Annotated in this window: 16 protein-coding genes; 7 read left to right on the top strand and 9 right to left on the bottom strand. The window is 63.1% G+C overall.

The features are described from left to right. Nucleotides 1-37: 37 nt before the first annotated feature. The 8 genes from JQC81_RS11160 to JQC81_RS11125 all read right to left on the bottom strand — a co-directional run bounded on the left by JQC81_RS11160 (nucleotide 38) and on the right by JQC81_RS11125 (nucleotide 9,710). Nucleotides 38-316, bottom strand: coding sequence for a formate dehydrogenase subunit delta (locus tag JQC81_RS11160; RefSeq protein WP_203271884.1), 279 nt, complete (start codon nucleotides 314-316; stop codon nucleotides 38-40). Then, on the bottom strand, nucleotides 313-1,161 hold the full coding sequence (gene fdhD / locus JQC81_RS11155; protein ID WP_203271883.1) for a formate dehydrogenase accessory sulfurtransferase FdhD: 849 nt from the start codon (nucleotides 1,159-1,161) through the stop codon (nucleotides 313-315). Before fdhD ends, JQC81_RS11160 begins: the two co-directional genes overlap by 4 nt. Beyond that, nucleotides 1,142-3,985, bottom strand: a complete 2,844-nt coding sequence (gene fdhF, locus JQC81_RS11150; protein ID WP_203271882.1) for a formate dehydrogenase subunit alpha — start codon at nucleotides 3,983-3,985, stop codon at nucleotides 1,142-1,144. Before fdhF ends, fdhD begins: the two co-directional genes overlap by 20 nt. 12 nt (nucleotides 3,986-3,997) lie before the next feature. Next, complete coding sequence (locus tag JQC81_RS11145) at nucleotides 3,998-5,554, bottom strand: formate dehydrogenase beta subunit (protein ID WP_203271881.1); 1,557 nt, start codon at nucleotides 5,552-5,554, stop codon at nucleotides 3,998-4,000. Next, nucleotides 5,551-6,027 (bottom strand): formate dehydrogenase subunit gamma, encoded by a 477-nt coding sequence (locus JQC81_RS11140; protein WP_203271944.1) that lies wholly within the window; start codon nucleotides 6,025-6,027, stop codon nucleotides 5,551-5,553. Before JQC81_RS11140 ends, JQC81_RS11145 begins: the two co-directional genes overlap by 4 nt. Nucleotides 6,028-6,239: 212 nt before the next feature. Next, nucleotides 6,240-7,100, bottom strand: a complete 861-nt coding sequence (gene fghA / locus JQC81_RS11135; protein WP_246520351.1) for an S-formylglutathione hydrolase — start codon at nucleotides 7,098-7,100, stop codon at nucleotides 6,240-6,242. A gap of 14 nt (nucleotides 7,101-7,114) precedes the next feature. Then, complete coding sequence (locus JQC81_RS11130; RefSeq protein WP_203271943.1) at nucleotides 7,115-8,227, bottom strand: S-(hydroxymethyl)glutathione dehydrogenase/class III alcohol dehydrogenase; 1,113 nt, start codon at nucleotides 8,225-8,227, stop codon at nucleotides 7,115-7,117. A gap of 112 nt (nucleotides 8,228-8,339) precedes the next feature. Next, nucleotides 8,340-9,710 carry a formimidoylglutamate deiminase gene (locus JQC81_RS11125; RefSeq protein WP_203271879.1) on the bottom strand — a complete coding sequence of 457 codons (1,371 nt, stop codon included), beginning with the start codon at nucleotides 9,708-9,710 and terminating at the stop codon, nucleotides 8,340-8,342. A 276-nt stretch (nucleotides 9,711-9,986) separates the two neighbouring features. On the opposite strand from JQC81_RS11125, the gene hutI reads away from it, so the two are divergent. The 7 genes from hutI to hutC all read left to right on the top strand — a co-directional run bounded on the left by hutI (nucleotide 9,987) and on the right by hutC (nucleotide 17,844). Continuing rightward, the gene (gene hutI, locus JQC81_RS11120) at nucleotides 9,987-11,195 is read left to right on the top strand and encodes an imidazolonepropionase (RefSeq protein ID WP_203271878.1); all 1,209 of its coding nucleotides are present in this window, start codon (nucleotides 9,987-9,989) and stop codon (nucleotides 11,193-11,195) included. Next, nucleotides 11,192-12,739 (top strand): histidine ammonia-lyase, encoded by a 1,548-nt coding sequence (hutH, locus tag JQC81_RS11115; RefSeq protein ID WP_203271877.1) that lies wholly within the window; start codon nucleotides 11,192-11,194, stop codon nucleotides 12,737-12,739. Before hutI ends, hutH begins: the two co-directional genes overlap by 4 nt. Then, nucleotides 12,739-13,572 carry an N-formylglutamate deformylase gene (gene hutG, locus JQC81_RS11110; protein WP_203271876.1) on the top strand — a complete coding sequence of 278 codons (834 nt, stop codon included), beginning with the start codon at nucleotides 12,739-12,741 and terminating at the stop codon, nucleotides 13,570-13,572. The genes hutH and hutG overlap by 1 nt, the downstream gene beginning before the upstream one ends. An 11-nt stretch (nucleotides 13,573-13,583) precedes the next feature. Then, nucleotides 13,584-15,248, top strand: coding sequence for a urocanate hydratase (gene hutU / locus JQC81_RS11105; protein WP_203271875.1), 1,665 nt, complete (start codon nucleotides 13,584-13,586; stop codon nucleotides 15,246-15,248). Nucleotides 15,249-15,258: 10 nt separating this feature from the next. After that, nucleotides 15,259-15,843: a HutD/Ves family protein gene (locus JQC81_RS11100; RefSeq protein ID WP_203271874.1), complete on the top strand. Its 585-nt coding sequence runs from the start codon at nucleotides 15,259-15,261 to the stop codon at nucleotides 15,841-15,843. A 1-nt stretch (nucleotide 15,844) separates the two neighbouring features. Next, the gene (locus tag JQC81_RS11095; protein ID WP_203271873.1) at nucleotides 15,845-16,966 is read left to right on the top strand and encodes an aminotransferase class I/II-fold pyridoxal phosphate-dependent enzyme; all 1,122 of its coding nucleotides are present in this window, start codon (nucleotides 15,845-15,847) and stop codon (nucleotides 16,964-16,966) included. 143 nt (nucleotides 16,967-17,109) lie between these two features. Then, complete coding sequence (gene hutC, locus JQC81_RS11090; protein ID WP_203271872.1) at nucleotides 17,110-17,844, top strand: histidine utilization transcriptional repressor HutC; 735 nt, start codon at nucleotides 17,110-17,112, stop codon at nucleotides 17,842-17,844. 27 nt (nucleotides 17,845-17,871) lie between these two features. On the opposite strand, the gene JQC81_RS11085 is transcribed toward hutC, so the two are convergent. Further along, on the bottom strand, nucleotides 17,872-19,266 hold the full coding sequence (locus tag JQC81_RS11085; protein ID WP_203271871.1) for an FAD-binding oxidoreductase: 1,395 nt from the start codon (nucleotides 19,264-19,266) through the stop codon (nucleotides 17,872-17,874). Nucleotides 19,267-19,280 lie beyond the last annotated feature (14 nt).

Below are 19,280 nucleotides of genomic sequence, written 5' to 3'. Positions count from 1 at the left end.
CACCCCGTGGTGCTGAACATTTTTGCGCTTGAGGTCCTTAGCCAGCATCGCTACCCAGATCGCCAACCTGCTCAGGACCAGCGACTTCCTTCTCGATCGGGCTCTTGCCCCCTGGAACACTTAGCAGCGCCTTCGTCACAAGCGGGTCAAGTTCTTGGTTGCCGTGATCGACGAGCGCGAGAAGCGATGCCCGCATGTTCGGCGTCCAGAATGCAACTAGGTGGTCGTGAATGCCATGGATCGCCTGATCGTCCGGGTAGGACCGGAAGAAGGATGCAATCTGGTTGGCCATGCGGACCAGCTTCTCGGTACTCATGCTGATACATCCTGTCTGCAAATTCGCTCTAAGCCATGAAACACAGTGATACTGTCGTGGCGTGCGACACCAATGAGGGTGATATCAAGATGGCGTGCCCGCTCAAGCGCCAGCGACGTCGGTGCCGAGATCGCAATCAATGTCTTTACTCCGAATGCGGCAACCTTTTCGACAAGCTCGAACGAGCAGCGGCTCGTGACGATGGCAAAGCCATTATTTGGGCTCGCGCCAGCCCTGCAAAGGGCTCCGATCAGCTTGTCGAGTGCATTGTGGCGACCGACATCCTCGCGCACGTCAGTGATCGTGCCATCGAGGCCTGCCCAAGCCGCCGCATGGACTGCATGCGTGAGCCTGTTCAGGGGTTGCCGGTCTTCAAGTGCGGTCAGTGCCCGGTGAACCGCCGCCAGCGGGATGTTCGGTGCAGCCTCACTGGTCTGGCAGGCCTGCGGCAGAGCCTTCAGATCGTCAATGCCGCACACGCCGCAGCCTGTACGACCCGACAAGACCCGCCGGCGCGCTAGATGTTCGTGGAGCCGGTCAGGGGTCAAGTCAATGGCGAGTCTCAATCCCCTGACATCGGTCTCAAGGCGCACACTGCGAATGTCCGCTGCCCGTTGGATCACGCCCTCGGTCAGGCTGAAGCCTATTGCGAAATCTTCCAGGTCAGCCGGTGTCGCCATCATGACGGCAAACGGGATCCCGCCATAGGTGAGGTTCACCGGCACCTCGGCCGGCACGGCCCGCACCGCTTCGGCAGGTTGGCCTCCAGCAAAGGGCAGGACAGTGGCGGGTGCATCCTCCGCGTCAGAGATGCATGGCGCGCCCCTATTCAGCTGCGTTGACATGGGTTTCGATACGCTTGAGGGCTACATCTTCCTCATAGAACCGGGCCTGCCAATCGGAAGGCCGGTTCGTGCGGCGCACCTGCACGGCTGTCACCTTGTACTCCGGACAGTTCGTCGCCCAGTCGGAGTAGTCGGTCGTGATCACGTTGGCGCCGGTCTTGGCATGGTGGAAGGTGGTGTAGACCACCCCCGGCTGCATCCGTTCGCTGATCAGGGCCCGCAGGGCGATGTCGCCTGAGCGACTCTCCAGCGAGACAAGGTCGCCATCCAGAATACCGCGGTTCTCCGCATCGAACGGGTGGATCTCCAGCACGTCCTCCTCGTGCCAGCGGCTGTTCTCCGTACGCCTTGTCTGCGCCCCGACATTGTACTGCGACAGGATACGGCCCGTTGTGAGGATCAACGGAAAGCGCGGTCCCGTACGCTCCTCGGTCGGCACAAACTCCGTGATCATGAACTTGCCCTTGCCGCGCACGAAGCGATCCACGTGCATCATCGGCGTTCCGGTGGGAGCGGCCTCGTTGCACGGCCACTGGATTGAGCCGAGCACCTCCAGCTTCTCGTACGACACGCCCGCAAAGCTTGGCGTGAGCCGGGCAATCTCGTCCATGATCTCGCTCGGGTGCTCGTAGTTCATGGGGAAGCCGAGCGCATTCGCGAGCGCGATGGTGACCTCCCAATCCGCCATGCCGCCCAGCGGCGGCATCACCTTGCGCACCCGGTTGATGCGCCGCTCCGCATTGGTGAAGGTGCCGTCCTTCTCCAGGAACGAGGCCCCTGGCAGGAACACATGGGCGTATTTGGCCGTCTCATTCAGGAAGATGTCCTGGATGACGACGCACTCCATGGCCTTCAGGCCTGCTGTCACATGCTGGGTATCGGGATCGGACTGGGCGATGTCCTCACCTTGGATGTACAAGCCCTTAAAGGTTCCGGCCACAGCTTCATCCAGCATGTTGGGAATACGCAGGCCTGGCTCGTTCTGCAGCGGGACACCCCAGAACGTCTCGAACATCTCCCGGGTGGCGTCGTCCGAGACATGCCGGTAGCCGGAGAACTCGTGCGGGAAGGAACCCATGTCGCAGGAGCCCTGCACATTGTTCTGCCCGCGCAGCGGGTTTACCCCGGCGCCGGCTTTGCCGATATTGCCGGTCACCATGGCAAGGTTGGCCATGCCCATGACCATTGTGGAACCCTGGCTGTGTTCGGTGACGCCCAGCCCATAGTAGATCGCCGCGTTGCCGCCCGTGGCATAGAGCCGAGCGGCGCCACGCACATCCGCAGCCGGAACGCCGGTCAAATCCTCCACGGCTTCTGGCGAATGGCGCTCGTCGGCGATGAAGCGGGCCCAGCTCTCGAAGTCACCGAGGTCACAACGCTCGCGCACGTAGTCCTCGTCCACCAGCCCTTCCGTGACGATCACATGGGCGAGGGCGTTGATCATAGCCACGTTCGTGCCGGGCTTCAGCGGCAGATGGTAATCTGCTTGAATATGGGGTGACTTCACGAGATCGATCCGGCGCGGATCGATGACGATGAGGCGGGCGCCTTGGCGCAGCCGCCGCTTCATGCGGGAGGCAAAGACCGGATGCCCGTCGGTGGGGTTCGCACCGATGACGACGACTACATCCGTATCGTCTACGGAGGCGAAGTCCTGCGTGCCCGCCGAGGTGCCAAGCGTCGTCTTTAGACCATAGCCGGTGGGCGAGTGGCAGACGCGGGCGCATGTATCGACATTGTTGTTGCCGAAACCCGCGCGAACGAGCTTCTGGACCAGAAACGTCTCTTCGTTCGTGCAGCGAGAGGACGTAAGGCCGCCGATAGCGTCGCGGCCATACGATGCCTGGATGCGCTTGAACTCGCTCGCGGCGTAGTCCAGCGCCTCCTTCCACGACACCTCGCGCCACGGATCCGTGATGGTCTTGCGGATCATGGGCTTGGTGATGCGGTCCTTGTGCGTGGCGTAGCCCCAGGCAAACCGCCCCTTGACGCAGGAATGGCCCTCGTTGGCCTTGCCTCCCTTGTAGGGCACCATTCGCACCACCGTGCTGCCCTTCATCTCCGCCTTGAACGAGCAGCCCACGCCACAATAGGCACAAGTCGTGACAACGGAGTGCTCCGGCTGGCCCATTTCGATGATGCTGTTTTCGTTCAGTGCCGCCGTGGGGCAAGCCTGCACGCAGGCGCCGCAGGAGACGCATTCCGAGCCGAAGAAATCCAGGCCGCCTGGCGATACGCGGGAGTCGAATCCCCTGCCCTCGATCGTCAGCGCGAAGGTACCCTGGACCTCCTCGCAGGCCCGCACACAGCGCGAGCAGACGATGCACTTTGAGTCTTCAAAGGTGAAGTACGGGTTCGAAGTGTCCTTCGGAGCCTCGAGGTGGTTCTCGCCCGCATAGCCATATCGCACCTCACGCAGCCCGACTGCGCCCGCCATGTCCTGCAACTCGCAGTCACCGTTGGCTGAGCAGGTCAGGCAATCGAGGGGGTGATCCGAGATGTAGAGCTCCATCACGCCGCGACGCAGATCAGCAAGGCGCTGCGTCTGCGTGTGAACGACCATTCCCTCTTCCACGGGCGTTGTGCAGGAAGCAGGTGTCCCACGCCGACCCTCGATCTCCACGAGACAGAGCCGACAGGAGCCGAAAGCGTCAAGGGCGTCCGTGGCACAGAGCTTCGGGATTGCCGTTCCCATCATCATGGCCGCCGCCATGACCGAGGTGCCGGCGGGCACAGTGACCGGATCGCCGTCGATGGTCAGAGACACTGTCTTGTCTGTAACCGGAACGGGAGTGCCGTAGTCGATCTCCTGGATCATAGGCATGCCGCTTCTCCCTCACTCTGCCGCCGCGGCAACGCGCGGGGACTTGTCGAAATCTTCGGGGAAGTGAGTTAGGGCGCTCATCACCGGCAGAGGCGTCAGGCCGCCCATAGCGCAAAGCGACGCGTCGGTCATGAGAGTGCAGAGATCCTCAAGCACGTCGAAGTTCTTTTGCGGCTCGATTCCGGCGATGATCCGATCCATCACCTCGACGCCCCGCACCGCGCCGACACGGCAAGGCGTGCACTTGCCGCAGCTCTCCGCCGCGCAGAACTCGAATGCGAAGCGGGCTTGACGCGATAGGTCGACGCTGTCGTCGAACACCACGATGCCGCCGTGTCCGAGCATGCCTTTGGCGGCGGCGAGCGCCTCGTAATCCAATGGGATGTCCAGCATCGACGCCGGGAAATAAGCTCCGAGCGGCCCGCCGATCTGAACCGCCTTCACTGGCCGCCCCGTCGCTGTCCCGCCGCCGAAATCCTCAATGATGTCGCGCAGAGTCGTGCCGAAGGCGAGTTCGATGAGGCCTCCACGCCTGACGTTACCGGCAAGCTGGATCGGCAGGGTTCCCCGCGAGCGGCCCATGCCGAAATCGGCGTAGGCCTGTCCGCCATTGGCCAAGATCCACGGGACGGTAGCGAGTGACAGCACATTGTTGACGACTGTCGGCCTGCCGAACAGCCCCTTCAGGGCCGGCAAGGGCGGCTTGGCCCGCACCATTCCGCGCTTGCCCTCGAGGCTTTCCAGAAGAGAGGTTTCCTCGCCGCAGATATAGGCCCCCGCGCCAAGGCGGGTCTCCAGCGTGAAGGCGCGGACGGAGCCCATGACGGACGAACCCAGGTATCCTGCGTTCGAGGCCACCTCGATGGCCTTCGACATCGTGTGGTAGGCGTGCGGGTATTCGGAGCGGATATAGATGAAACCCTTAGTGGCCCCCACCGCCAAGCCCGCGATCGTCATGCCTTCAATCAGAGTGAAAGGGTCGCCCTCCATCAGCATGCGGTCGGCAAAGGTGCCGCTGTCGCCCTCATCCGCGTTGCAGACGATGTACTTCTGGTCCGCCTCCGCGTGGAGAACCGTGTCCCACTTGATGCCGGTCGGAAAGCCTGCTCCGCCGCGACCGCGCAGACCAGAGAGCTTGACCTCGTCCACAACTTCCTGAGGCTGCGAGCCAAGCGCGCGCTCAAGGCCAACATAGCCACCATAGGTCCGGTAATCCTCGATCGACAAGGGATCGACGATGCCGCAACGGGCAAAAGTCAGCCGGGTCTGCCGTGCGAGATAAGGCTGATCTTTCAACAGGCCAAGGCGAAGCGGGTGATCCTTGCCCTCTAGGAACCCGGCCTCGAACAGCCCACCGACGTCGCTTGGCTTGAGCGGACCATAGGCGACCCGCCCACTGGATGTTTCAACCTCGACCAGTGGCTCGAGCCAGAACAAGCCCCGGGATCCGATCATGACAATGTCGAGCGCCAGCCCACGGCGGAAGGCCTCCTCGGCAAGGAGAGCGCAGATCCGACGAGAGCCAAGCGCAAGCGACATGGCATCGGTGGAGATGAGTACCTTGGTCATGGCGCCCTCGCCTCCCGCACGACATCAGCGAGGGTATCTAGGGTAAGCCGCCCGATCGGCTCGCCGTCATAAAGGGCCGACGGGGCGCAAGCGCAAAGACCCAGGCAGTAGACACCCTCAACCGTCAGACTGCCATCCGGTGTCGTCTCACCCCAGCTGATGCCGAGTGTTGCGAGGAGGTCCTGCGCGACCCCGGTGCCATTCATAGACTGGCACGCTTCCGCACGGCAAAGCTTGAGCACGTGGCGCCCCGCCGGATCACGGCGGAAATCATGGTAGAATGTAACTATTCCGTGGACTTCTGCCCGGGAAAGGTTAAGCGCGTCCGCTATCAGAGGGATCGCTTCCTCATGGATGAATCCGAACTCAAACTGCAGTGCGTGGAGAATTGGCAGTGCAGCGCCGTCGAACAATGCGTGAGCTGCTATGATCTCCCTTGCGCGGTCGTTGTTCCACTGGATGTATGTGGTCATGTCCTCACCCAAATATTGCTCGGAAGCGCTCGGTTGATCAGGCTGCAGATTCTGCGCCATACGAGTTAAGAACTCTGCCGCGAGGATCGCAACCGACATTTGGGTTAAAGCGGCAGATATGCGCTTTATTGCGTCTCACGGGTACTTTCAACATTGCGGAATCCATCAAATACGTGAGGCCTGATCCAGTAGTTCTAATCATCGTTCCTCCCCTATTCAGAACGGTTCGACACGCCGAGACGCTGAGCATGCCATCGCAGGTGATCCTCAATGAAGGTCGCGATGAAGAAGTAGGAATGGTCGTAGCCCTCCTGCATCCGCAGGGTCAGGGGCTGACCTGCCTTGGCGCAGGCTTGTTCCAGCAGCCTAGGCTTGAGCTGGGTATCGAGAAAACTGTCGGCGGTGCCCTGGTCGACCAGAAGGTCGGACAGGCGGGCGCCGCCCTCGATCAGCGCGCAAGCATCGTAGTCGCGCCAGGCCGAACGGTTGGCGCCGATGTAGCCCGACAGGGCCTTCTCGCCCCAGGGGCAGTTCATGGGTGAGGCAATGGGCGCGAAGACCGAAACGGCCTTGAAGCGATCCGGATTGCGCAAGGCGATGGTCAGCGCCCCGTGCCCGCCCATAGAATGGCCGGTGATGCCCTGGCGGCTCATGTCCGCCGGGAGGTTCTCGGCCACGAGCGTCGGCAGTTCCTGCTCGATATAAGAGCGCATTCGGTAATGCTTCGCCCACGGCTCCTGCACGGCATCCACATAGAAGCCGGCCCCGAGGCCGAAGTCGTACGCGCCCTCGGGATCATCCGGCACGCCCTCGCCGCGGGGGCTGGTGTCGGGCGCGATCAGCATCAGGCCGAGCTCCGAGGCGACCCGCTGCGCGCCCGCCTTCACGGTGAAGTTCTCCTCCGTGCAGGTGAGGCCGGAGAGGAACCACACCACCGGCACCTTGCCGTCCTTCGCCTGTGGCGGCACGAAGGCCGCCAGCCGCATGGGCGTGGATGTTTCACGGGAAACATGGCGATAGACGAACTGTGTGCCGCCGAAGCAGCGCGATTGCGAGACGGTCTCGAAGCTCAACATCCTTCTCCCGATCAGTACACGATGACCGAGCGGATCGACTTGCCCTCGTGCATGAGGTCGAAGGCCGTGTTGATCTCGTCGAGCGGCATCTTATGGGTGATCAGGTCGTCGATGTTGATCTTGCCCTCCATGTACCAGTCCACGATCTTGGGCACGTCCGTGCGCCCGCGCGCGCCGCCGAAAGCCGTGCCCTTCCAGACGCGGCCGGTGACGAGCTGGAACGGCCGGGCGGCGATTTCTCGGCCTGCTTCCGCCACGCCGATGATGATGCTCTCGCCCCAGCCGCGGTGGCAGCATTCGAGCGCTTGGCGCATCACGTCTGTGTTGCCGGTGGCATCGAACGAAAAGTCGGCGCCGCCGCCCGTGAGATCGACGATGGCCTGCACGACCTTGTCGTTGCCGACCTCCTTCGGGTTGATGAAGTCGGTCATGCCGAATCTCTTCGCCATCTCCATCTTGGCCGGGTTGATGTCGACGCCGATGATCTTGTCGGCACCCACCATGCGTGCGCCCTGGATCACGTTGAGGCCGATGCCGCCGAGGCCGAACACCACCACGTTCGCGCCAGGCCACACCTTGGCGGTGTAGATCACAGCACCGATGCCGGTGGTGACGCCGCAACCGATGTAGCAGATCTTATCGAACGGCGCGTCTTCGCGCACCTTGGCGAGCGCGATCTCGGGCAGCACGGTGAAGTTCGCAAATGTCGAGCAGCCCATGTAGTGGAACACGGTCTCGCCGTCGCAGCGGAAGCGTGAGGTTCCGTCCGGCATCACGCCCTGACCTTGAGTCGAGCGGATGGCGGTGCAGAGATTGGTGCGGCGCGACAGGCAGGATTTGCAGTTGCGGCACTCGGGTGTGTAGAGCGGGATCACGTGGTCGCCGACTTTCAGCGTGGTCACGCCGGGGCCGATCTCGCGCACGATGCCCGCACCCTCATGGCCGAGGATCGCCGGGAACTTGCCCTCGGAATCGAGGCCCGAGAGGGTATAAGCATCGGTGTGGCAAACGCCTGTCGCCATCACCTCCACGAGCACCTCGCCGGCCTTGGGGCCCTCGATGCGGATGGTCTCGATGGTGAGCGGCTTGCCAGCCTCCCACGCTACAGCAGCTCGAGTATTGATCAATTTGTTTCCTCCGGGCATGAGTTGCATTCTGACAAGCGCCGACAGTCACCAAGTTCGGTTCCATCGACCCGAGGCGGGCCGATTGGCCCCTACATTGGATTCTTGATTTTCAGCCTAGGATCCGCCTCATGGTAGCCACGTATTTGTCCATGATGGCTTCCCGTTTCTGATGACGGCCCTTCGATACGACGGTTTGACCTGCAACGATGACACTGTCGATGGCTGCTGTCCCGGCCGTGAAGACATAGCAGTCGAGCCAGCGATCACCGGAGACCATCGAGAGATGAGGGTGTTTGGGATCAAGTATGACAAAGTCGGCTCTATAACCAGTGTCGATGGCGCCGACGCGGCGACCGACCGCTCGTGCGCCTCCGGCGACTGCTCCATCGTAGAGCACGCGGCCCGTCGACTCTCCCTCATCACCTGGCAACACATTCCGTGCCTTGTGCTTGAGACGCTGGCTGTACTCCAGCTGCTTCAATTCACCCGGGGCGGTGAGTTCGATGTTGGAGTCGGATCCAACTCCGAACACTCCCCCTGCCCTGAGGAAGTCCACTCCGTCGAAGATCCCGTCCCCGAGATTGGCTTCGGTGATCGGGCAAAGACCGGCCACGGCGCCGCTCCGGGCCAATCGTTGGGTTTCCTCCGGCGTCAGATGGGTCGCGTGCACGAGACACCACCGCTCATCCACGGGAGCGTGGTCGAGCAGCCATTCAACGGGGCGCTGCCCCGACCAGGCAAGACAGTCCTCGACCTCTTTGACCTGCTCCGCGACGTGGATATGGACAGGCCCTAATGGAGCAATTGCCAGTAGTTCCTTCAGGGCTTCCGGCGAAACGGCCCGTAGACTGTGGGGCGCGATGCCAATCGCAGCGTCGTCGAGATTTGCGACCGCGTCCTTCGCCCTGTCGTATAATGTGGCGTACTTCGCAACATCGTTGACGAATCGGACTTGGCCGTCGGTGGGCGCCACCCCTCCGAAGCCCCCGGAAGAATACAGCACCGGAAGGAGTGTGAGCCCCATGCCTGTCTCATGCGCGGCCGCGGCTATACGCGCCGATAGCTCGGCAGGGTTGTCGTAGGGCTTTCCATCGACGTCATGATGCACGTAGTGGAACTCGGCCAATGCCGTAAATCCTCCTTCCAGCATCTCCACCATCGCCGCTGCGGCGATCACCTCGACGTCATCAGGTGTAAGGCTTCCGAGAAATCGATACATGACCTGGCGCCATGTCCAGAAGCTGTCGCCTCGTGGCCCCCGTGTCTCTGCAAGCCCCCCCATGCCGCGCTGAAAAGTGTGACTGTGCAAATTCGGCAAACCTGGCAACGCAATCCCGTTTATGCGCTCACGGCCTTCGGATGGAGCATTTGCCTGGACGGCGCGGATGCTCCCATCGGTGATGTCGATCCCGACATCCGTCGCCCATCCAGTAGGGAGCAGTGCGTGGTCGAATGTTAGTTTGCGTGTTGATGATACCATCGTCTTGCCACCACAGGGTAGTTCGATCGAACCCGACCGGAGAGGACGCCGGCGAGGAGCGAGCGCGTTACTGTCTTCAAATCGGCCGGAGACTCTTCACCAAGCCACGGAGCGGTTGCTCTCTGCGCTCGCCGAGTCGCCCAACTCCAACAGGATAATACCGACTTTGAAGATTATGTATAGACATAGAACCACGAATATGTATAGACATCTTATACCGAATATGTATAGACGTATATGCCGTCATGAAAACTGCGGACTGAGCGGGGTAGACCCATGCTTTTCGATGCTGTCTGGCACAACGCACGCCTCGTTACATTGGACCCAGCCGTAAGCGGTCTCGGTGTCGTGTACGACGGCGTTATCGCGGCGAAGAACGGTCGGATTGCCTTTGCTGGATCGATTGAGGACCTCCCGACCGGCTGGGATGCCGCCGAGCGCACTGACTGCGACGGGCGCTGGATCACGCCTGGCCTCATCGACTGCCACACTCATCTCGTCTATGGCGGCGACCGGGCGCACGAGTTCGAGCTGCGCCTCACGGGCGCGAGCTATGAGGAGATCGCCCGGGCCGGAGGCGGCATCGTCTCCACCGTAAAGGCGACTCGCGCGGCGAGCGAAGATGACCTCGTTGCGAGCGCCCTGCCCCGGCTCGACCATCTCATCGCCGAGGGCTGCACGACCGTCGAGATCAAGTCGGGTTACGGTCTCGACCGGGAGACGGAGGCCCGCTCCCTGCGCGCTGCACGGCGGTTGGGGCGTGAACGCCCCATTTCCGTCGTCACCACCTTCCTCGGTGCCCATGCCCTGCCGCCGGAGGCGAACGGCGACAAGGATGCCTTTATCGAGAAGGTCTGCCGGGAGATGCTGCCGGTGCTCGCCCGCGAGGGGCTGGCCGATGCAGTGGACGCCTTCTGCGAGGGCATCGCGTTCTCGCCTGAGCAGACCGCCCGCGTGTTCGACACCGCCAAAGCGTTGGGTCTCAAGATCAAGCTCCATGCCGACCAGCTCTCCAACCTGCACGGCGCGAAGCTCGCTGCCGATTACGGCGCGCTCTCCGCCGATCATCTCGAACACACGGACGAAGAGGGTGCGGCTGCCATGGCGAAGGCCGGCACAGTAGCCGTGCTGCTGCCGGGTGCCTTCTACATGCTGCGTGAGACAAAGGTGCCGCCGGTCGCCTCCTTTCGCCAGCACGGCACGCGCATGGCCCTGGCCACCGACTGCAATCCCGGCACCTCGCCGCTGACTTCGCTCCTGCTCACCATGAACATGGGCGCGACCCTGTTCCGCCTGACTGTCGAGGAATGCATCGCGGGCGTAACCCGTGAAGCGGCCCGTGCACTCGGAAAGCTCAACGAGATCGGCACGCTGGAACCCGGCAAGTGCTGTGATCTCGCCATCTGGAACATCGAACGGCCGGCGGAGCTCGTCTACCGCATCGGCTTCAACCCGCTTCACGCCCGTGTCTGGAGAGGACAATGACACAAATCATCATGCTTCACCCCGGCTCCGTTGCGCTCGCCGATTGGCGCCGCGTCTATTTCGGTGCCGATATTGCGCTTGATCAGGATTGCCGCTCCGCCATCGAGGCGAGCGCGAAAACCATCGATGACATCGTCGCCAAGGGCGATCCGGTCTATGGCATCAACACCGGCTTCGGAAAACTCGCCAGCGTGCGCATCGGCGCTGCCGATCTTGCGACGCTCCAGCGTAATATCGTGCTCTCGCACGCCGCTGGCGTCGGCGAGCCGCTGCCTGTTTCCGTGGTTCGTCTGGTGATGGCGCTGAAGCTTGCGAGCCTCGCACAGGGCGCATCCGGGGTGCGCTGGTCCACCATCGAGCATCTCACGGCCTGCGTGAAGGCGAACCTGGTTCCGGTCATTCCAGGCCAGGGGTCAGTGGGAGCCTCGGGCGATCTCGCGCCGCTGGCACACATGACGGCCGCCCTCATGGGCGTCGGCGAGTTCTTCGTCGATGGCGTGCGGGTGAAGGCGGAGGCGGCCCTTGCTCGCGCCGGTCTCACACCACTTGTCCTCGGCCCCAAGGAGGGTCTCGCACTTCTCAACGGCACGCAGGTGTCGACTGCGCTCGCGCTCGCAGGCCTGTTCGAGGCCGAGCGCGTGTTCCAGGCGGCCCTTGTCACCGGAGCGTTGGCGACGGATGCCGCGAAAGGTTCGGACGGCCCGTTCGACGAGCGCATCCAGAAACTGCGCCGTCATCGTGGGCAGATCGAGGTGGCGGCCTCCTTACGCACTCTGATGGCGGGAAGCGCGATCCGCGCCTCGCATCTGACCAACGACGACCGCGTGCAGGACCCCTACTGCCTGCGCTGCCAGCCGCAGGTGATGGGCGCGGTGCTCGACCTGCTGCGGCAGGCGGGTGAGACCCTCGCCACCGAAGCGAACGGCGTCTCCGACAATCCGCTCGTGTTCGCGGATACGGGCGAGGTCATCTCCGGCGGCAACTTCCATGCCGAACCCGTGGCCTTCGCCGCCGACATGATCGCCATGGCGCTGTGCGAGATCGGCTCGCTGGCCGAGCGGCGCATCGCCATGCTGGTCGATCCAACGCTCTCTGGCCTGCCCGCGTTTCTTACACCAAAGCCAGGGCTCAACTCCGGCTTCATGATCCCGCAGGTGACGGCCGCAGCCCTCGTGTCTGAGAACAAGCAGCGCGCCTATCCGGCGAGCGTCGACTCAATCCCGACTTCCGCCAACCAAGAGGACCATGTGTCCATGGCCACCCATGGCGCCCGCAGGCTCCTGCCCATGGCGATGAACACCGCTAACGTCATCGGCATCGAATACCTGGCCGCCGTCCAGGGCTGTGACTTCCACGCGCCCATGACGTCGAGCGAGCGCCTGGAACGCGCCCGGGCCTTGCTGCGTGCCCAGATTCCGCACCTTGACGACGACCGGCACATGGCCCCCGAGATGGAGGTGGCCACGGCTCTCGTCGCCACGGGCGCTCTGGCGGATGCCGTTGGCGACGATGTGCTGCCGCTTGTCACGGATGAGGCGAGGTAATGAGCACGAAGCTGCCGGAATGGCTCACGATCATCCGGGGGGATGCGCCGCTCGTGGTGAGCCTGCCGCATACCGGCATCGACATCCCGACCGAGTACGAACGCGGCCTCGTATCGCCCTGGCTCGCGCGCAAGGACGCCGATTGGTGGATCGAGCAGCTTTACGACTTCTCCGCCGGTCTCGGCGCGACCGTGATCCGCACGACCGTCTCCCGCACGGTAATCGACGTGAACCGCGACCCGTCCGGCGTGTCGCTCTATCCCGGACAGGCGACGACGGAGCTTTGCCCCACAACCACCTTCGACGGCGAGCCGCTCTACGAGCCGGGCACGGAGCCCACGACGGCGGAGATCGCCGAGCGCCGCACCCACTTCTTCGATCCCTATCACGCGGCGCTCCGTGCCGAAATCGAGCGGCTGCGGTCAAAGCACTCCAATGTAGTGGTCTATGACTGCCACTCGATCCGCTCTGTCATTCCGCGCCTGTTCGACGGCACCCTGCCCCACTTCAACATCGGCACCAACGGCGGCGCGACCTGCGCTCAACCTTTGAGCGATGCCATCGAGAAGATCTTCATCGGCAGCGGCTTCAGCCATGTGATTAACGGACGCTTCAAGGGCGGCTACATCACGCGCAGCCTCGGCAAGCCCGAGGCAGGCGTCCATGCCGTCCAGATGGAACTCGCCTGCCGCGGCTACATGCGCGAGCCGCTCGGCCCAGTCTCGAAAGGCCAGTGGCCGACACCTTACGACGAGGACTATGCGGCGCCCATGCGTTCTGCGCTCAGCCTCATTCTACAGACTTGTCTCACCTTCGCCCAATCCAAAGCTTGAGGATCCGTCCTATGACCCGCATCGACAACACCCGCGTGATCCGCGCCGCCCACGGCACCGAGCTGTCCGCCAAGAGCTGGCTGACGGAGGCGCCCCTGCGCATGCTGATGAACAACCTTGATCCGGACGTGGCCGAAAGACCGGGCGAGCTCGTCGTCTATGGCGGCATCGGTCGTGCCGCCCGCGATTGGGACAGCTTCGACCGCATCGTGGCGGCGCTGAAGAACCTGAATGACGACGAGACCTTGCTCGTGCAATCCGGCAAGCCGGTCGGCGTGTTCCGCACCCATGCCGATGCGCCGCGGGTGCTGATCGCCAATTCCAACCTGGTGCCGCACTGGGCCACTTGGGATCACTTCAACGAGCTCGACCGCAAGGGGCTCATGATGTACGGCCAAATGACGGCTGGTTCCTGGATCTATATCGGCACCCAAGGCATCGTGCAGGGCACCTATGAGACCTTCGTGGAGATGGGCCGCCAGCACTACGACGGCGATCTCTCGGGCCGCTGGATCCTCACCGCAGGGCTTGGCGGCATGGGCGGCGCCCAGCCGCTCGCCGCAACCATGGCGGGTGCTTCGTGCCTTGCGGTCGAGTGCCAGGCAAGCCGCATCGAGTTCCGCCTGCGCACCGGCTATGTGGACGTTCAGGCCAAAGACCTCGATGACGCTCTGGCGATCATCGACAAAGCCTGCAAGGAGAAGAAGGCGATCTCTGTCGCGCTGCTCGGCAATGCAGCGGAAATCTTTCCGGAGCTGGTCAGGCGCGGCGTCCGCCCTGACTGCGTGACCGACCAGACGTCGGCGCACGATCCCGTCAACGGCTATCTGCCGAAGGGCTGGAGTGTCGGCGATTGGGAAGCCAAGCGTGAGGCCGACCCCAAGGCTGTCGCGAAGGCGGCCAAGCAATCCATGGCGGAGCACGTGCGCGCCCTGCTGGACTTCCACAAGATGGGCATTCCCACTGTGGATTACGGCAACAACATTCGCCAGATGGCGCTGGAGGAAGGGGTTGCCGATGCTTTCGCTTTCCCCGGGTTCGTGCCGGCCTATATCCGCCCGCTATTCTGCCGCGGCATCGGGCCGTTCCGCTGGTGCGCGCTCTCGGGCGACCCGGAGGACATTTTTAAGACCGACGCCAAGGTGAAGGAGCTGCTGCCGGACAACAAGCACCTACACAACTGGCTCGACATGGCGAAGGAGCGCATCAAGTTCCAAGGCCTGCCCGCCCGCATCTGCTGGGTGGGCTTGGGCGACCGCCACCGCCTCGGCCTCGCCTTCAACGAAATGGTTGCCAAAGGCGAACTCAAGGCGCCCATCGTCATCGGCCGCGATCACCTTGACTCAGGCTCTGTCTCGTCGCCCAACCGCGAGACGGAGGCGATGAAGGATGGTTCGGATGCAGTCTCGGACTGGCCGCTGCTGAACGCGCTCCTCAACTGCGCGTCCGGCGCCACCTGGGTCTCGCTCCACCATGGCGGTGGCGTCGGCATGGGCTTCTCGCAGCATTCGGGCATGGTGATCGTATGCGACGGCACGCCGGAAGCGGCCAAGCGCATCGAGCGCGTGCTCTGGAACGACCCGGCGACCGGCGTGATGCGCCACGCGGATGCCGGTTACGACATCGCCATTGACTGCGCCCGCGAACACGGGCTCAACCTCCCGAGCCTCGGCTAGGCCGACGGCAATGCGCGTCGTACCCTCGACCAGCTATCGCCGCATGCCGTGGAAAAACGGCGGTGGCGAGACCATCGAGATCCTCGTCTCGCCCGAGGGCTCCACCCTCGACACCTTCGAGTGGCGGGTCAGCATGGCCAAGGTCGCATCATCCGGCCCCTTCTCTATGTTCCCGGAGATTGACCGTACGCTCGCCGTGCTCGACGGCAACGGGATCCGACTTTCTATCGCAGGGAGGGCTGAGGCTCTCGTCAGCCGTGACACTGGTCCCGTTGCGTTCCCGGGCGATGTCCCGGCCGAGGCGAGCTTGGTGGATGACCCTGTTATGGATTTGAACGTGATGACCCGGCGGGGGCGTTATGGGCATGCCATGACGCGGATGAGAATCACAGAGCAAGCCGATGTGATCAGACGTGGTGACATCACGCTCATGCTCGTGACCGGGTCCGACGCGACGGTGTGTGCGACCGACGTGACGATCGAAGCCAGGAACGGTGACACGATCATCGCCCCTGACGCAGCGGAGGCAGCGTTCCTCCGCGTCACTCCGCAGGGAATTCTGAATCTCAACATCATTGACATATGGCGGACTTAACGTGACAGACTCGATCAGCCTTAACCCTCACATTGTTGCGCTGCCGCCGTACAATGCCGGCATGAGTATTGGTGCGGCACGCCGTGCCAGCGGCCATCACTCTATCGCCCGACTGGCCAGCAACGAGAATCCTGACGGCTGTTCCCCCGCGGTTCTGGCTGCCCTTGCCCCGGCCATGCTGGAGCCGTGGCGGTACTCGGACCCGGCGTGCACCGTTCTCCGCGAGGCATTGGGCGAGCATCTTGCGACCGATCCCCACCGTATCGTCGTCGGGAATGGGTCGGAGGAGATGATCGGGGCCCTTTCGCGCGCCCTTTTGCTGCCGGGGGAGCACGTGGTGACCGTAACGCCAAGCTTCGGCCTCCACGAGATCGAGCCGCGTGCGATGGGAGCGCCGGTGCTAAAAATCCCCATGACCTCGGATCTGAACTTCGACCTGCCTGCGATCCTCGAAGCCCTGTCCCGGCGACCAAAGCTCCTGATGCTCAGCTCTCCCTGGAACCCTGTCGGCCCCGCTTTGTCCCCTGCGGGTTTGGACGCCATTCTCGCAACCATGGGACGCGAAACCGTGCTCGTGTTCGATGAGGCGTATTTCGAATACGCCGACGAGGCAACGCGTGTGGACGGCGTTGCGACCCTCGCCGCGACGGATGTCCGTTACGTCGTGCTCCGGACTTTCTCGAAGGCCTATGGCTTGGCGGGGCTCAGGGTCGGGTATGCCGTCTGCTCCGATCTCCAGATTGCGGACGGAATCCGGAAGGCGAAGACACCTTTCAACGTCAACGTTGCCGCTCAAACGGCCGCAATCGCCGCGTTGGGCGACCAAGCATGGATGAAGGCGTCGGTGGCGCGCACCCGTGCCGAGCGAGAGCGGGTCGCGTCATCCCTGCGGGACATGGGCTATGGGCCTGCGGCGTCGCAGACCAACTTCTTGTTCTTCCAGTGTCATTGCGACAGCACCATCGCCGCCGATCGCCTTCTGAAAGAGGGTGTCGTCGTCAAGCCGTGGCGGGAAGAGGGTTACGAGCGCTTCCTGCGTGTCACGATCGGTCATCCCGACGAAAACGATCGGCTGCTCCTTGCCTTGCGGACCCTGACGGTCGGCACGGCTCCTCCAGTCTAAGCCGCCCATGCGGATAGCCACCCGACCGCGGGAGACATTAGGCTCCTGATCTGGGCTACGCGGTCGGACACTATATCCCGATGCCGGATTCGCGAGTAAAGAAGGTCCCACAAGGACAATCCGGCGTACGGGACGAGTTTGTTATGCATATCTATGAGCGGATCCGGGACGATATCGAAAGTCGGATCATGTCAGGTGAATGGGCGCCGGGAGACCGCGTGCCCTTCGAAACGGAACTGGCGGAGCAGTACGGCTGCTCACGCATGACCGTCAATAAGGTCCTCTCTGCCCTCGCCAACCAAGGACTGATCATCAGGAAGCGTCGCGCCGGTTCCGTTGTCGCCGCCCCAAGGGCCGATCGCGCCGTTCTCGAAATCCAGGACTTCGCGCTCGAAGCCAAGCGTGCCGGCAAGACCTACCAGCACCGCGTCTTGCACCGGGCCGTCGAGGCGATTGATGCCGCCACCGCAACCCGGACCGGCGCCCGAACTGGATCGAAGGTCCTCTGCGTCACGACCTTGCACCTCGTGGAGGGACAGCCGGAAGCATACGAGGAGCGCATCATCAATCTCGCGGCCGTGCCGGAAGCCCGCAAGGAGCCGTTCAAGCAGATGCCCCCGGGAACATGGCTGCTGAATCGGGTGCCTTGGACGGACGCGGAGCATGTCATCCGGGCGGTGAGCGCCGACGCCAAGCTTCACAAGCATCTTCAAGTCCCTTCCGGTACGGCGTGCCTGCTCCTGGAACGCCGGACATGGCAGGCTGGCATCTTCATGACGGAGGCCCGCATCAGCTACCCCGGCGAGCGCCACCGGCTTGTCGGACGGTTCTCACCTGCCGGGGCAGGCCAGTTTCCGGACCAATCGAAGCCCGCATGACGGAAGACGCACCGAAATGAGCCGGTTTCAGAACGGATCGACCACCTTCCCGGGGTTGAGCAAGCCTTTCGGATCGAGAAGGCCTTTGACGGCACGTGAGAGCGTCTGCTTGACGGGATCCGCATAACGTTCGAAGGCCGCCCGTTTTTTGAGCCCAATTCCATGCTCCGCCGAGAAGCACCCTCCGAGCTCTCCGAGAGGTGCATACAGTACGTCCTCGACGCGCTGCTGGACAGGCGTCGGCAACGGACCTTGGACATTGAGAACGATGTGGAGATTGCCATCCGCGAGGTGCCCGAAGATGTACGGATCCAGTTGCGGGTCGATGGCCTTGAGCGTTGGTCCGAGACGCTCGACATAGCCGTCGATCGCTCCTCCTGGGACGGAGACGTCGAACGACGGCGCCTGCGGGTGGAGGCGGTAGAGGATTTCGGTGTCCTCGCGAACCCGCCAGATCCGATCAGCCTGTTGCATGGAGCTGGCAACAACGCCGTCTTTGAGCCCGTCTTCGTCGTAAATCTCCGCCAATCCGCTTTCCAATGCCGCGGAAGCGGCCTCGAAAGTATCCCCTCCGACTTCGAGCGCCAGAAGGCAGTTGGCGCCGAGAGGGAGCTGGTCGTGATCGAATCCCAGCGCCGCGCTGGTCGTCTGCGCGTACCTGCGCCACATGATTTCCGCGGCTCGCAGGCTCATGCCGCCGCGCGACAAGAAGTATTGCACCACCCTCTGGGCTGCAGCCGCGTTGTCCACGCCCACCAGAGCGGTTGCGCGCGCGGGGACCAACGGCTCCAGCTTAATAACCGCACGGGTCGCTATTCCCAGCGTTCCCTCCGCGCCGATGAACAGGTGTTTGAGATCGTATCCGGCGCTCGTCTTCATAACCCGTGTCAGATCGCAGAAGATACTTCCATCCGGGAGCACGACCTCAAGCCCAAGCACGCGGTGACGCATGACGCCGGCTCGGAATGCCATGATGCCCCCGGCATTGGTCGAGATGAGGCCGCCGACCGTCGCCGAGCCGCGCGCTGCGAGGTCAATGGCGGGATCCAGCCCGAACGCCCGTGCGGCTTCTTGCAGCGCGCTCAGCGTTACGCCTGCTTGGACAACAGCGACGCCCGTTACAGGATCGATCTCTTCGATCCGGTCGAGTGCGCCCAGGTCGCAGATCAGCGAGTCTGGGTCCGTGATGGCGCCGCCGACCAAGCCTGTTCGCCCGCCCTGTGGGACCACCGGAATACCCCTCGAATGGCACCAGCGTAGGAGTGCCGCAACAGCAGCAGGCGAATCGGGCCGAACGGCAGCAAATGCCTCAAGGTTTCCAGCATCCCATCCCGGATCCCGCTCGGCAAATTCACATCGTCCTTGGACAGAGCGTAAGCCGGTCATGCGTCGCAATTCAACGATGTCTTGTGCGCGCGTCATGCGAGGGCCCCGGT

The sequence above is a fragment of the Microvirga arabica genome, from assembly GCF_016811235.1.
GTDB classification, from domain to species: Bacteria; Pseudomonadota; Alphaproteobacteria; order Rhizobiales; family Beijerinckiaceae; genus Microvirga; species Microvirga arabica.
The sequence above is the reverse complement of the archived record's forward strand: the minus strand, read 5'-3'. Positions and strand labels throughout refer to the sequence as shown.

What these genes read in the sequence shown, in the direction of transcription:
- JQC81_RS11160 (WP_203271884.1), bottom strand. Translation starts at nt 316, where the DNA reads ATGAGTACCGAGAAGCTGGTCCGCATGGCCAACCAGATTGCATCCTTC.
- fdhD (WP_203271883.1), bottom strand. Translation starts at nt 1,161, where the DNA reads ATGTCAACGCAGCTGAATAGGGGCGCGCCATGCATCTCTGACGCGGAG.
- fdhF (WP_203271882.1), bottom strand. Translation starts at nt 3,985, where the DNA reads ATGCCTATGATCCAGGAGATCGACTACGGCACTCCCGTTCCGGTTACA.
- JQC81_RS11145 (WP_203271881.1), bottom strand. Translation starts at nt 5,554, where the DNA reads ATGACCAAGGTACTCATCTCCACCGATGCCATGTCGCTTGCGCTTGGC.
- JQC81_RS11140 (WP_203271944.1), bottom strand. Translation starts at nt 6,027, where the DNA reads ATGACCACATACATCCAGTGGAACAACGACCGCGCAAGGGAGATCATA.
- JQC81_RS11125 (WP_203271879.1), bottom strand. Translation starts at nt 9,710, where the DNA reads ATGGTATCATCAACACGCAAACTAACATTCGACCACGCACTGCTCCCT.
- hutI (WP_203271878.1), top strand. Translation starts at nt 9,987, where the DNA reads ATGCTTTTCGATGCTGTCTGGCACAACGCACGCCTCGTTACATTGGAC.
- hutH (WP_203271877.1), top strand. Translation starts at nt 11,192, where the DNA reads ATGACACAAATCATCATGCTTCACCCCGGCTCCGTTGCGCTCGCCGAT.
- hutG (WP_203271876.1), top strand. Translation starts at nt 12,739, where the DNA reads ATGAGCACGAAGCTGCCGGAATGGCTCACGATCATCCGGGGGGATGCG.
- hutU (WP_203271875.1), top strand. Translation starts at nt 13,584, where the DNA reads ATGACCCGCATCGACAACACCCGCGTGATCCGCGCCGCCCACGGCACC.
- JQC81_RS11100 (WP_203271874.1), top strand. Translation starts at nt 15,259, where the DNA reads ATGCGCGTCGTACCCTCGACCAGCTATCGCCGCATGCCGTGGAAAAAC.
- hutC (WP_203271872.1), top strand. Translation starts at nt 17,110, where the DNA reads ATGCATATCTATGAGCGGATCCGGGACGATATCGAAAGTCGGATCATG.
- JQC81_RS11085 (WP_203271871.1), bottom strand. Translation starts at nt 19,266, where the DNA reads ATGACGCGCGCACAAGACATCGTTGAATTGCGACGCATGACCGGCTTA.